Raw genomic sequence first — 15,273 nt, 5'->3', positions numbered from 1 at the left:
ACGATTTTGGGGAGGACGTTATGGAGAGATTGTCTAGAATTGATGGAAAAGTAGGATTTTATTATAAAAATTTAGTTACAGGAGAAGTTATTTCATATAATGAAAAGGAACCGATGCTTGCCGCTAGCTTGATAAAGCTGACTGTTTTAGGCGAAGTTTTCAGACAGATGGAAAACGGAGAAATAAGTGAAAACGAGGTATTTACTACTCGTGATGTAGACAAGGTTCCTTCTTGCGGAGCTTTAAATTATATGGATCAAGGATTAAAGGTAACATTAAAGGATTTATATACATTGATGATAATATTGAGCGACAATTACGCTACAAATATTTTGATAGATAGATGTAAAATAGAGAATATAAATGATTTTATAAATGAAAATGGGATGAAAAATACTGTATTGAAACGCAAGATGTTCGATTCTATCGGTGCTAGTAAAGGATTGGAAAATTATACAAGCGCCGAAGATATGGCTTTATTGTTAGAAAAAATTTATAATGGAACTCTAGTGTCTAAAAAAGCTTCAGCCAAAATGTTGGAGGTTTTAAAGAATCAAAGGTTAAACGGCAAAATACCATTTTTCTTGAGTTCAGGAGAAAATAAGGTTCAAATAGCTCATAAAACTGGTGAAGATAGTGGTATTACACATGATGTAGGTATAGTTTTGGATAAAGAGCCTTTTATAATTTGCTTCTTGAGTAATGAGGTAAATGTACCTGAATTTGAGAGGGTTATACAGGATTTGAGCTTCCAAATTTATAAGAAAAATAAATAGAGTTAAAAGAGTTATTGAGGGGGAAAGTTTAGTATGAAGGTAATAGACATGCATTGTGATACGATGAAGGAAATTTTAGATTGCAAAAGACTGGATTCTCGCGCTAATTTAAGAAGAAATAATTTACATGTTGATATAGAAAAGATGAAAAAAGGAGATTATATGCTCCAAGTATTTGCTGCGTATACAAATATGAAAGCAGAGCAGCCTTTATCTGAATGCTTGAAGATTATAGACTTATTTCACAATGAGATCGAAGCTAATAGGGACGACATAGGATTAGTTTTGTCATATCAGGATATATTGAGAAACTCAGAGCAAAATAAGATGTCGGCTCTTTTGTCTATAGAAGAAGGAGCTTGTTGTCAGGGAGATTTAGGTATTCTTAGAAATTTTTATAGACTAGGAGTTAGGATGATGACTCTTACTTGGAATTATGAAAACGAGCTTGGATTTCCCAATGAAATAATAGATGGCGAGTTAGTTGTTGATAGAGGATTGAAGAAAACTGGATTTGAATTCATAGAAGAAATCGAAAGATTAGGTATTATAATAGATGTTTCACATTTATCAGATGCAGGCTTTTACGATATACTAGAAAATACTAAAAAGCCTTTTGTAGCTAGCCATTCAAATGCGAGAGGATTGTGTAACAATAAACGTAATTTAACAGATGATATGATAAAAAAATTATCAGATAGAGGTGGAATTATGGGAATTAATTTCTTCTCATATTTTTTAAACGACAATGCTACTTCTAGTTCTGATGCTAAAATAGACGATATGATAGCACATATGAAGTACATAAAAAATATAGGCGGAATCGAATGCATAGGTCTTGGAAGCGACTTTGATGGAATCGGATGTAGAGTCGAGGTAGAGGATGCATCAAAAATGCAAATTTTAGCGAAAAAAATGAAAAAAGAAGGATTTACGGAGGATGAAATAGAACATATATTCTATAAAAATGTTTTGAATTTATTTAAAGAAGTGCTTTAATAAATATAAGAGGTCAAAGCTTGCTAAATGCAGGCTTTAATCTTTTGAGAGAAGGTGATGGTGTGAAAAATTTATTTACAAGCTTAGAGGATAGAAAAAATATCGTAGAAAAATATTTAGAAATAATAAAAAATAACAATTTTAAATCAAATAATGTACTGATGCTAGTCGACAATAATGTGATTAGATTAAATTACATAAGACAGATGAACTTGGATTTAAGTGAAGAGCTCAAAATATGTACATACAGCCAATTTGTCAAAGAGGAGATTACAAAGTACTGGCCTATTATATCCAGTGCTTGTAAAGATATAGTAAATAAAAGTCTGTCTCCTATTTTTATATCGACTAATTTAAAGACTTATATATTTGAGACTAAGGTAGCAGATAAGAGGAATCGCAAAAATTACTTTGCAGATATTACGGGGACTAACAGATCTATAGCTTCTAATATTGTGAATAATTTAGAACATGCTATCTACAACGATATAGATTATAAAGCTATAGGTAAGAGGCTCTATAATTCAAAATCAAATAAGGAAAATATAGATTTGTTTTCGTACATGCAGATGGACGAGATAATAGGTGAATATATGGAGGAAATGCTAAAAAATTCTATGGTGGATAATAGCATCAGCGTGTATTTATACAATAATTATTTATTAAAGGACGAGATGTATTTAGAGCAACTGGCTGATAGATATGATTATTTATTTGTGGATGATTTACAAAATATAAGTGTGAGTCAGGCTTTACTTGTAGATTTTTTTGATAGACGAGATAAGGAGGGATATCTTTATTTAGACAGTAATAAGTATTTTTCTTCTTTTATAAAAAATGACCTCAAATATGTATGTGATAATTTACTTGAAGAAGATCAATATTACTCAAATATAGGTATTTTTGATTTGATAAATATGCCTGCGAAGATAGAGCTAGATCAGTCGAGTCAGTTGTACAGTGAGATGATAGGCAAAATAACAGATAAGGTAAAAGTATTAGTAAACAGTGGCGTATCTAAAGGAGATATATGCGTAATAACACCTGTTAATACACCTGTATTAGATTACGATATTTCAACTGAACTCCAAAAAAGTGATATAGAGGTTTTAAGTACTAAAAAAGACAGCAAAATAATAGATTATCCATATGGAAATCTGTTATATGTGGCAGTTGCGATTTTCTGCAAGCTCCAAAATCATGTTAAGGAAGAGGAGTTTATAAATTTTATCCAAATTCTATTTGATATAAATAGAATAAAATCATGTAAAATATACAAAAATAGGGATAAAGAGGAATCCTATATAGAGATAATAAAATATATAGAAGAAAAGAGAGCTGAAAATCTAAGTATAGGAGAATTTTTAATAAAGTTCTACATAGATAAGGTTTTGAATTTAAAAGAAGGTAGAAAAAACGTATCGATTTGTAAAAATATAGTTTCAGAAAGTGAAGCTTTTACAGAGTGCTTAGATAAATTAGACTTGAAGGACAACAAGAGCAACGAGGAGGTTTTCCTAATTTCTCTAAAAAGATTTATAAAGGATTACTTTGTGTCTAGAGATATAGAGGATATAAAGTCACAGGATAAAGTGTTGATAAGCACGCCTTTTTCGTATATATATAATAGGATAAATAGAAAGGTTCAGATTTGGGTAGATATAGGAAGTAATGCTTGGAATATGAAAATAGAGAGGGATTTGTCAAATCCAATAGTTTTGAAAAAATCCTTTGAAGAAAATAAGGTTTATACTAGCGAGATAGAAGACGATTACAAGAAGTACTACCTTTATAACACCGTGTATAACCTACTAAAGTCCTGTGAAAATGTATATGCGTATAAAAGTGATTATTCAATAAACGGTTATATCCAAGAAAGTGGATTATACAGCTTAGTACTTAGATTAATTGACAAGGGAGATGAGAGTTTTGAGTGATATAAATTATAGAAAAGATCAAATACCTATAATAAACTACAGCGAGGGTACTATGGCAGTGCCAGCAGTACCAGGTGCCGGTAAAACATTTATAGTCACTAATCTAGTAGCTAAGCTTTTGACTGAAAATAAAAATGAAAAGGGTAAAATACTAATACTGACATATATGAACAGCGCAGTTAATAACTTTAAAGGTAGAATTAAGAAAATTTTAGAGGAAAAGGGAATTGAATCTACTAATGGATTTGAGGTCATGACGATACATTCGCTTGCAGTCAAGATAATCAAGGAAAAGCCAGAGGTCATGATGCTCAGCGATGAATTCAATATAGCCGATGAGCTTCAAAAGACCATGATATTAAATGACTGCATAAACACATTTAGAGCTAGCGGTGGAGAGACTGCGTTTAGATATTTTTTAAAAGAACAAAAAAATCAAATTTGGTACGAAAGACAGCTAGATGCATGGGAAGGTGGATTTTTTGATTTAGTTTCAAATGCAATAAGCTCTCTGAAGTATAACGATATTACTCCTAAAAAGCTAGATGAGATGACCTACAGCAATAAAGGAGTCTTAAAAATAATAAGCTTTATATACAGGGAATACGATAAAAAATTAAAGCAAAATGGTCTTTTAGATTACGACGATTTGTTAATTTACGCATATAAGACTCTATGTATAGATGAAACCTTGAGAGAAAAATTTCAAAACAAGTACAGATATGTATTCGAGGATGAGTGCCAGGATTCAAATGAAATTCAAGGAAAGATAATCAAACTAATCTGTGAAAAGAGCAATAATTTAGTCAGAGTTGGAGATATTAACCAGAGTATAACTGGGACATTTTCATCCTCAGATCCTAAGTTTTTTAAACAATTTATGCAGGAGGCAGAGTACTGCTATGAGATGAATATGTCTAATAGAAGCTCAAAGGATATTTTGAATCTCGCCAACAGCCTTGTAAAATTCGTATGTAATGAACTTAAACAGGTTGAATGTAGAGATGCTCTACAAGAAATTGAGATAGAGACAGTAGAAAAAGGACAAGGATACAAGGAAAATCCACAGCCAGACGGATATCAAATAAGCACTATATGGTATAAGACATTTGAGGAGGAAATAGAAAAAACTGTCAGATATGTAAAGGGAATAAAAAACAAATATCCAGATAAAAGCATAGGCATATTAGTCCCTTATAACGCGCAGGTAAGCCAAGTCGCCAAGGTGCTTGAAAGAGAAGAATTAGAATTTGAGGAGTTAGGACCAAATTCAAAGAATAAGAGACGAGTTATAAATAATTTAGCAGAGATAATAGATTTTATAATAAACTGCGATCAAATAGATAAGCTTATAGAGGTACTTTCAGATGTGTTTATCAAAACAGATAATAAGGAAGGAAAAAAGGATTTTCTAAATATGCTAGAAAAATACAGCGTGGAAGAGCTTTTATATACAGATATAAAGGACAAACCTCTAATAATAGACGACAAATGTGAGATGTACGTTACTTTTAAAATGGGGCTAAATGCTCTAGTTGAAATTTTAGATTACTCTACAATAAGAATAGATAAGCTGATTTTATTTATAAAGGACAGACTTGTTTTAGAAGAAGAGGAAAAAGCACTTGTAGATTATGTCGCATTTTACGTTAGATATTTGATAAATGAAACTCCAAATATAACTTTGAGAGAAGTTTTAGATGTTTTATCAGATAATACAAACAAGGTATTCAACCATATAATAGATGTAGTATACGAGATAAATGGATACGAGCCACAGCCTGGAAGCATAACAGTCTGTAACTACCACAAATCAAAGGGAATGGAGTGGGACTGTGTATTTTTACTTCAGATGACTCAGTATAATTTCCCGGATAATATAAATGGAAAATTCCAGTGTGATAAATGGTATTTAAAGGACAAATATAAAAATACAGAGGCTTTGATTAAAAGCCAGATAGATTTTATTGTAAACGGAAAATTGACAGAAAATCACTATAAACAGACTAAAATCGATTTGATAAATGAGAAAATCAGACTGTTATACGTCGGAATTACTAGAGCAAAGGAAATGCTTATAATGTCTGGAAGTAGCTTCAAAACAGAAGAGGACAACAAAAAGCAAGAGCAAATGCCTTGTCTATATTTGAGAAAACTAAATGAAATAATAAAAAAAGAAAGGGGTATGATTAAATAATGAATAAAAAACTTAAGTACTTTGTCTACAGTCAAAATTCACTTAATACGTTTAAATCATGTCCTTTGAAGTTTAAATATAAATATATAGATAATATAAACTGGAAGTTTGAAGGTGTAGAGAGCAGAGAATACTACAAGGGTTTAAAAACAGGAAGCGAATTTCACTTATTGTGTGAAAGGTATTTTAAAAATATTCCAATTGGAGAAAATATAAGTGATGAGTTTAAAGGTTGGATAGAGAAGGTAAAAAATTTAATTCCAATAGAGCATTCGAAGGTTTATCTACCAGAGTACGAGGTTAGAAGTAAAATATCTGGAAGCTATCTATCTGCAAAATACGATTTGGTGATAATCGGTGAGAATAGTATAGAAATTTGGGATTGGAAGACGGAATCTCAAAAGACAAGCTATAAAAATATCGAAAATAGAATGCAGACAGTAGTTTATATGTATTTAGCAAAAGAGATTATTGCTAAAATTTATAAAAAGAATATTCCTTATGAAAATATAACGATGAATTACTTTAGATTGAAAATAGATGATAAACCTATAACCATAGCTTATAATGAGGAAAAACACATAAGAAATAAGTCTATTATAGAAAATTATATAAAAAATATAGACAGTATAGACTTTGACGGGTATATAGATAAAAATAAAAAACACTGTAAATACTGCGAGTTTAACAAGCTATGTAACAATCAATCTATAAATTACGAAATGATAAAGGAGGAGGAGTGATGGGACTTAGATTTGTATTTGGAAGGGGTGGCAGTGGAAAGAGCACCTATCTATTGAATGAAATAAAAACTCGAGTTCAAGACGATGAAACGACTCCTGTTGTGCTATTAGTTCCAGAACAGTACTCTTTTGAAATGGAGAAAAAGGTAAGTTCACTGTATTTAGGCGAGCAAAAGGACAAGTATATGAGGACTAGAGTGTTCTCATTTAATACTATGAGTGCATTCGTATTTACTCAAGCGGGTGGTCTAACAGACGTAAATATAAATTCAAGCGGAAAGGCTATGATAACGTATAAGGCAATTGAAAATGTCGTCGATGATTTAAACGTATTTTCAAAGGCTGCTACACAAACTGGATTTGTGGGATCTATAAGTGAGATGATAAGCGAGCTAAAGCAGTACAACGTAAATTACGATATGCTTGAGTATATTTCAGAGGACATACAAAACGAGACGCTTAAGCTGAAGTTAAAGGATATAAGCAAGATTTACGAGGCATTTGAAAATCAATTACACGAAAATTATATAGATTCTCAGGATATGCTCGGCTCATTGGCGCAGAAATTGGAGAAAACTACTTATTTTGACGGTAGCTATATTTATATAGATGAGTTTACAGGGTTTACTCCTAAGCAGTATTCGATTTTAGCAGGTTTAATGAGAAAGGCGAAGCAGGTTACGATATCTCTTACAGTAGACAGTGTGAACTATTTACAGTATAGAAAAAATGATCCTTTTTCAAGAACGAAATACACTTATGAAAAGCTAAGAAAAATAGCTATGGATAATGGAATCAAGATAAATTCACACGTTGATTTAAATAAGGGCAAGATAAAGCGATTTGAAAACAACGACGAGCTACTTCATCTAGAGAGATACTACAACGCCTATCCATATAGAGAGTACGACAAAGATGTAAATTACATCAAGGTGAAGGAATTCAACAACCTATACGATGAGGTAGAGCATATCGCTAAGGAGATAGTAAACTTAGTCAGAGATAAAAATGTGAGATACAGAGATATAACTGTTGCTACTAGAGATTTAAATAAATACGACTTTTTAGTACATTCTATATTTGACGAATACGAAATACCTAATTTCATAGACAAGAAAAGAGATATAAAATCAAATCCGATAGTAGTATTGATAACTTCGGCTCTTGAAATGAAAAATAAGAGATATTCGTATGAAGTCATGTTTAGATACTTAAAAAGTGGATTTATAGGATTGACAATTGATGAAGTGAGTTTAATAGAAAATTACGTAATATTAAACGGTATAAAAGGTAAAAAATGGCTAGAGGAAAAATGGGAGTACAGAGCCATAAATAACTACAACTCTGATATGACAGAGGAAGAAGCAGTTACTATAGATAGAATAAACCAAATAAAAAATAGAGCACTGAATCCAGTTTTAAAGCTACAAGAAAATTTAAAGGGCAAAAAAAGCTGCAGAGAAATATGCAGATGTATATACGATTTTTTAGTCGAATTAAATATGGAGCAAAATATATACGATTTAGTCGAAAGCTTCAAGGAAAAGGGTGAGCTAGATATCGCAAGCCAGTATTCTCAGGTTTGGGATATTGTAATCGATATACTAGATCAAATCGTCGAAATAATGGGAGATGATGTAGTCTCAATAGATAAATTTGTAAAAATCATAGGCCTTGGGTTCGAGGAGTACGAGCTGGGATTAGTTCCTCCAAGTGTAGATCAGGTGTTAGTAAGTAGCGTCGACAGAATGAAAAATCCAGATACCAAGTATCTTTATTTAATCGGCGTTACAGATGGAGTATTCCCTTTGATTTCAAAGGAAAAGGGAATACTCAGCGATAAGGACAGAAATACTCTACTAGATAGAGGTGTGGAGTTAGATATAGACAGCAAGACAAAGACTTTTGAGGAGCAGTTTTTAGTGTACAAGGCGTTGACATCTACTTCTGAAAACTTGATTTTGACTTATCCAGTTGCAGATTCAGAGGGAAAAAGCTTGAGACCTTCTATAATAATTTCTAGACTAAAAAAGATTTTTAAAAAGCTAGAGGTAGAGAGCTATCTATTGGATTTAAAAAAGGAAACAGAAGAGGAGATGCTAGACGAGGTAACTGTAAAATCTCCTACATTTAACAGAATGGTCAATAAAATAAAATCGTTTGACAACGGAGAAGAGATAGAAAATCTATGGCTAGATGTGTATAGATATTTTGCAAATGACGATAAGTACGGAGAAATTACGACTAAGATAATTTCAGGACTTACTTACACTAATATGGTTCAAAAGGTATCTGAAGAAAAGATAAAGAAGCTATACGAAACTAATAATTTAAGTATATCTAGATTGGAAAAATACTCATCTTGTCCATTTGCCTATTTCATCCAATATGGGCTAAAGGCGCAGGAGAGAAGAGAATATTCATTTGCTGCACCAGATTTAGGTACATTTATACACAATATAATGTATGAGTTTTCAAAATCACTTGAAAAGGAAAATTTAACTTGGAATGAAATCAACGAGGCTTATATAGAGAAAAAGGTAAATTCAATTGTAGATTTTATGATTTCACAAATACCAGGGTTTATATTAAATAGCTCTCCTAGATATAAGTACTTGTCATATAGACTTAAAAGGATGCTGATTGCTGCAATTAACATAATCGCCACACAAATTAGATCTGGAGAATTTGAACCAATCGACTACGAAGTGAATTTTGGGCAAACTGGAAAATATCCGCCTATAAAGATAATACTAGAGGATGGAAAAGAAATTAATCTAGTAGGTCAAATAGACAGAATCGATGAGTTCGACGAAAATGACGACAAATACATTCGAATAGTAGACTACAAATCATCTGAGAAAAATATAAGTCTTACAGAGGTTTACTACGGATTGCAGCTTCAATTACTAGTCTATCTAGATGCGATATTGGAGAGTTTTATAAAGAAGGGAACGAGTATTCATCCGGCGGCGATTTTATACTGTAAGATAGACAATCCAATTGCGAAGTTCAACGAAAACAAAGAGGAAGAGCAAATTGACGAGGAAATTTTAAAGCAATCTAAGATGAAGGGATTGCTCGCAAAAGATGTGCACATAATCAAAAAGATGGATAAATCACTATATGAAGATGACGTCAAATCATCGCTAATAGTTCCAGTGACTTTAAATAAAGATGGAAGCTTATCAAAGAGTACAAACGGTGTGACTTATGAAGAATTTGAAGTACTTAGAAAATACGTAAAATACGAGATAAAGGAATTATGTCAAGGCATGCTAGGTGGAGATATAAGTATAAATCCTAATAAGCACAAGGACAAAACTTCATGTGATTTCTGTCTATATAATGCAATTTGCCAATTTGACGCGACACTTAAGGACAATAATTACAAGATTATAAAGGATAAAAAGAACGAGGAAATTATTAAAATGATGGCTGAGGAGGTGGAAGAATGAGTGCTCCAAAATGGACAATAGAGCAACAAAACGTAATCGACAGTAGAGGTGGAAATCTGCTAGTTGCAGCAGCTGCTGGTTCTGGTAAAACTGCCGTACTTGTAGAGCGTATAATCCAGATGATTTTAAATGAGGATTTAAAGATAGATATAGATAAATTATTAGTAGTTACCTTCACAAATGCAGCTGCATCTGAGATGAGGGAGAGAATTGGAGATGCAATTTCTAAAAAATTAGACGAAAACCCAGAAAATGAACACCTTCAAGATCAGCTAGTTCTTTTAAATAAGGCAAGCATAACTACAATACACTCATTTTGTCTAGAGGTTATAAAGTCGAATTTCCATAAGATAAACCTAGATCCTAATTTTAGGATAGGAGATGAGACAGAGTGCTCGCTTATGAAGCTAGAGGCGATAGATGAGACATTTGATATGCTTTATGAGAAAAATGACGAGGAATTCTGCTACTTAGTCGATTGTTACGCAGAAAAAAGAGGTGATACAAATTTACAAAAGCTTATTTTATCAATATACAGCTTTGTAATGGCATCTCCATATCCAAAGGTATGGCTAAGAGAAAGTGCGGAGGACTTCAATGTCGATGAAAGCTTTGACTTTGCGACATCTAAATGGGCAAAAGCAATACTTGAAACAGTTAAGATTCAAATAGAGGGCATCGAAAAATCTATTCAAAAGGCTATTGAGGATGTCGAGGACATAGATGAACTTATGACCTTCACAGATAAATTGAGAATAGAGCATGAGAAAATAAAAGATATATCAACTGCCTGTGAAACATCGTGGACTGAGGCTCACGACAAGATTTCAAACATAAAATTTGAAAATTACGCCAAAGGAGTAAAGAGAATTCCAAAGGACGCGCCTTTCTATATAAAGGAAGAAAAGGACAAGGCGAAGAAAATCAGAGACAACGCAAAAAAATCAATTGAGAAAATCAGAGGCTCTGTATTTAATAAGTCTTACGAGGATTTAAATGATGAGATAAGATTTTTATATCCTGTAGTCAAATCTCTTTCAGATGTAGTCTTAATATTTGAAGAAATCTACAGCCAAAAGAAGAGAGAAAAGGGAATAATAGATTTCAACGATATAGAGCATTTTGCACTTAGAATTTTAACTGAGACAGATGAAAACGGAGAATTTTTATTTGACAAAAATGGAAGAAATATTCCTTCAGACATAGCGCTTGAATACAGAGATAAATTCTATGAAATATTCATAGATGAGTACCAAGATAGCAATCAGGTTCAGGAGGTAATACTTTCAACTATAGCTAAGCAAAAAGAGCCAAACAGATTTATGGTGGGCGATGTAAAACAGAGTATTTACAGATTTAGACAGGCAAAACCTGAGATATTTTTACAAAAATACGCAACATACGATACGGATTTATCTAGCAATTACAAAAAGATAATGCTTTATAAAAACTTTAGAAGTAGAAAAGAAGTAGTCGACAGCGTAAATTATATTTTTGAGCATATAATGAGCGAAAGCCTAGGTGAAATAGAGTACAACGAAGAAGAAAGATTAAACCTAGGTGCGAGCTTTGAAGATATAGATGATGAAAAAGTAATATTAGGAGGACCTACAGAAATCCACTTGATGGAAAAAAAAGTAGAAGAAGTCGAAAATCCTGAGGAGGAAGAAGCGGACGAAGAGGATTTAGATGCAAGTCAAATAGAAGCTAGAATGGTTGGAAAGGTAATAAAGGATATCCTAAAGCCAAATGAAAATGGCGAGAGAATGCAGGTATTTGACAAGAGATTGGGAATGTACAGAGATGTGGATTACAAGGATATAGTTATATTGCTTAGAGCGACATCTGCGTGGGCACCTGTATTTGCTGAAGAGCTTATAAATATGGATATTCCAACTTACGCAGATATCGGACAAGGTTACTTTGATACTATGGAAATACAGGTTATAATGTCTTATTTAAAGGTAATAGATAATCCGATGCAGGATATCCCGCTGATAGCTATTCTTAGATCTCCTATATATGGATTTACACCAGAGGACTTCATAGATATAAGAGTTGTCGATAAGAAGGTAAGCTTTTACGAGGCTATGAAGATTTTTGTAGGTGAAAAAATCGATGTACAGGAAGTTGTTGTGGAGGATGAGCAACAGGATTTAGATGGCGAAGTAGAGATACAAGATGATATAGACGATTACTATCAAAATATCGATTGCGAAGACTTTGTTTGTGATGAAGATGATGATTTAGAAGAAGAAAGTCCACTTAAAAATAAGGTCAGAAGATTTTTGGACGATCTAAAAGAGCTTCAAGAAAAATCTATGTATATGAGTACAGATGAATTTTTATGGTATATATATACAAATAGTGGCTACTACGCATACTGTGGTGCATTGCCTGGAGGAAGCCAAAGACAGGCTAACCTCAGAATATTATTTGAGAGAGCTAAACAATTTGAAGAGACTAGCTTCAAGGGAATATTTAACTTTATAAATTTTATAAGCAAATTAAAAAAATCAAATTCAGATATGGGAAGCGCGAAGACTTTAGGAGAAAATGCAAATGTAGTTAGAATAATGAGTATCCACAAAAGTAAGGGATTGGAATTTCCTATAGTAATTTGTTCTGGAATGGGTAGAAATTTCAACACTATGGACTTTAGAAACGACGTATTGTACCACCACGCGCTTGGATACGGACCACAAATCGTGGATTTTGAGAGAAGAATTTCATATCCAAGTATCGCAAAGGAAGCTCTAAAATGCAAAATAAATATAGAAAATATATCAGAGGAAATGAGAATTCTATACGTCGCACTTACAAGAGCCAAAGAAAAGCTCATAATAACAGGTTCAGTGAGAGATATAGAAAAAAACGTCCACAAGTGGTCGTCAAATATATCTAGAGAAAAAGCAGTTTCAAAATACGATATTTTAAACGGTAAAAATTATCTAGATTGGATGATGCCGGCTCTGATAAAACACGAGGATTTAAAATCTATAAGAGAGATGTACAATATATCAACAGATATATCTCTAGAGGATGAATCTAAGTGGTCTATAAAAACGTGGAAAAAGGAAGATATAGATTTTGAGAGACAGGAAAAAGAAGGCATAAGGGAAATTCTAGATAATATGGACTTATCCGAAAACAACACAGAATACTACGGAGAAATCGAGAGAAAGCTTAACTTTGAATATTCTTACGAGGCAGTTGTAAAAAAAGCTGCAAGTATATCTGTAACAGAAATAAAGAAAAGACAGGAAGCCTATGAAGAAGAGGATTTATCAACTAGTTTATACAGACAAAAAACTACACTTAAGAAGCCAAAATTTATAAATGAAGACGAAAAAGAAGAAAAACTAACAGGAGCCAAAAGAGGTACAGTAGCCCACTTGATCATGGAGGTTTTAGATTTAAACAAGGTGTCTACTGAGGAGGAAATAAAAGCTCAAATCCAGAGCTTAGTAAAGAGAAATGTAATAACTGAAAAGGAATCAAAGGTTCTAACTCCTAGAAAAATATTAAAATTCTTCCAATCTCCTATTGGAAGTAGATTGTTAGCTTCAAATTTCGTAAAAAGAGAACAAAAAATATACACTCAAATAAAAATGAACGACATATACGTAAACGATGAAGAATTTAAAAATAATCGAGAAGTTTACGACGACGAATCAGTTATGCTTAGAGGTGTAATCGACGTGTATTTTGAAGAAGACAATCAAATAGTTATTTTGGATTACAAGACAGATAAGGTATATAATAATAAAGAAGAAATAGTACACAGGTACAAAAAGCAATTAGATATTTATGCAGAGGCGCTTTCTATATTGACGGGGAAAACAGTAAAGGAAAAGTATTTGTATTTATTTAGCATAAATCAAGAGATAAAAGTTTAAAGGAGAGAAAAATGAAATTTATTCATACATCAGATTGGCACTTGGGAAAAACACTAGAGGGAAACAGTAGACTTAGAGAACAAGAGATGTTTTTAAATGATTTTGTGACCGTAGTCGAAGAAAATAATATAGATATGGTGATAATAGCTGGAGATATTTACGACACATCAAATCCTCCAGCTGCAGCTGAAAAGCTATTTTACAAAACTGTATGCAAGCTTTCTGATAATGGAAGAAGATGTGTAGTCGTAATCTCAGGAAACCACGACAATCCTGAGAGATTATCTGCAATCACACCATTAGCAGAGGAAATGGGGATATTGGTATTTGGATATCCACTTAGCAAGACAAATGTGGCGAAATACAGCGGCTTTGAAATAACTGAAGCTTTAGAGGGATGTACTAAGTTGAACTTCAACGGAGAAAAAGTAACTTTATTGACATTGCCTTATCCAAGTGAAAAAAGATTAAACGAGGTTATAAAGGGAGATACTGAAAGAGAAAAACAAGTTTCCTACAGCCAAAAGGTGGGAGATATATTTAGAAAGCTCGAAGAAAATTTCGAAGAGGACAGTGTAAATATAGCCGTATCACATTTATTTGTAGTCGGAGGAGAATCTACAGATTCAGAGAGACCTATAGAATTAGGTGGAAGTCTCCTTGTTCAAAAAAACGACCTTCCACAAAATTCACAATATACAGCTTTAGGACATTTGCATAAACCTCAAAAGGCATCTGAAAGATTAAATGCATACTACAGCGGTTCTCCACTTCAATACAGTAAAAGTGAGAGACTTTACGCCAAGGGAGCTAAAATAGTAGAGGTTCATCCAGAAGCAGAGCCTATAATAGAGGACATTTACTTCAAAAATTACAAGCCGATAGAAGTATTTAAATGCAAGGGTATAGAAGAAGCTCTAAATATATGCGAAGAAAACAAAGAAAAAGACATTTGGTCTTACTTTGAAATAACGACAGAAGAGGTAATAAGCCAAAATGACATAAAAGCTATGAAGAGCTTGCTAAATGACATTATAGAAATCAAACCTATAATAAATAGCAATTATGAATACGAACATATAGATATGAGGGAAAAGACAATGAAGGAATTATTCATTGAATACTATAAATTTAGAAATAAAGTAGAGCCTAAGGGTGAGCTATTGGATTTATTTTTACATATTGTTGAAGAAGAGGGTGATGAGTAGTTGAGACCGATTAGATTAGAGATAAGTGGATTAAATAGTTATATAGAAAAGCAGGT

Annotated in this window: 8 protein-coding genes; all 8 read left to right on the top strand. The window is 32.6% G+C overall.

Translation table 11 applies throughout. The annotated features are described in order from the left end of the window. Positions 1-20: 20 nt before the first annotated feature. The 8 genes from SPD90_RS06480 to SPD90_RS06445 are packed head-to-tail and all read left to right on the top strand — an operon-like array spanning position 21 to position 15,217. Positions 21-776, top strand: coding sequence for a serine hydrolase (locus SPD90_RS06480; RefSeq protein ID WP_320924696.1), 756 nt, complete (start codon positions 21-23; stop codon positions 774-776). A gap of 33 nt (positions 777-809) precedes the next feature. Beyond that, on the top strand, positions 810-1,775 hold the full coding sequence (locus tag SPD90_RS06475) for a dipeptidase (protein WP_320625870.1): 966 nt from the start codon (positions 810-812) through the stop codon (positions 1,773-1,775). A 20-nt stretch (positions 1,776-1,795) separates the two neighbouring features. Further along, positions 1,796-3,712: a hypothetical protein gene (locus SPD90_RS06470; RefSeq protein WP_320924695.1), complete on the top strand. Its 1,917-nt coding sequence runs from the start codon at positions 1,796-1,798 to the stop codon at positions 3,710-3,712. Next, entirely contained in the window at positions 3,696-5,909 is a 2,214-nt protein-coding gene (locus tag SPD90_RS06465) for an ATP-dependent helicase (protein WP_320924694.1), read from the top strand. Before SPD90_RS06470 ends, SPD90_RS06465 begins: the two co-directional genes overlap by 17 nt. After that, a complete protein-coding gene (locus SPD90_RS06460; RefSeq protein ID WP_320924693.1) occupies positions 5,909-6,652 on the top strand; it encodes a PD-(D/E)XK nuclease family protein in 744 nt (247 codons plus the stop codon). The genes SPD90_RS06465 and SPD90_RS06460 overlap by 1 nt, the downstream gene beginning before the upstream one ends. Continuing rightward, positions 6,652-10,110: a helicase-exonuclease AddAB subunit AddB gene (gene addB, locus SPD90_RS06455; protein ID WP_320924692.1), complete on the top strand. Its 3,459-nt coding sequence runs from the start codon at positions 6,652-6,654 to the stop codon at positions 10,108-10,110. The genes SPD90_RS06460 and addB overlap by 1 nt, the downstream gene beginning before the upstream one ends. Then, positions 10,107-14,009: a helicase-exonuclease AddAB subunit AddA gene (addA, locus tag SPD90_RS06450; RefSeq protein WP_320924691.1), complete on the top strand. Its 3,903-nt coding sequence runs from the start codon at positions 10,107-10,109 to the stop codon at positions 14,007-14,009. The genes addB and addA overlap by 4 nt, the downstream gene beginning before the upstream one ends. An 11-nt stretch (positions 14,010-14,020) precedes the next feature. Beyond that, a complete protein-coding gene (locus SPD90_RS06445) occupies positions 14,021-15,217 on the top strand; it encodes a metallophosphoesterase family protein (RefSeq protein WP_320924690.1) in 1,197 nt (398 codons plus the stop codon). Positions 15,218-15,273 lie beyond the last annotated feature (56 nt).

Origin of the sequence: Intestinibacter sp. (genome assembly GCF_034113885.1) — a bacterium.
Lineage (GTDB): Bacteria > Bacillota > Clostridia > Peptostreptococcales > Peptostreptococcaceae > Intestinibacter.
Note: the sequence above shows the minus strand (reverse complement) of the source record. Positions and strands in the feature narration are given on the sequence as shown.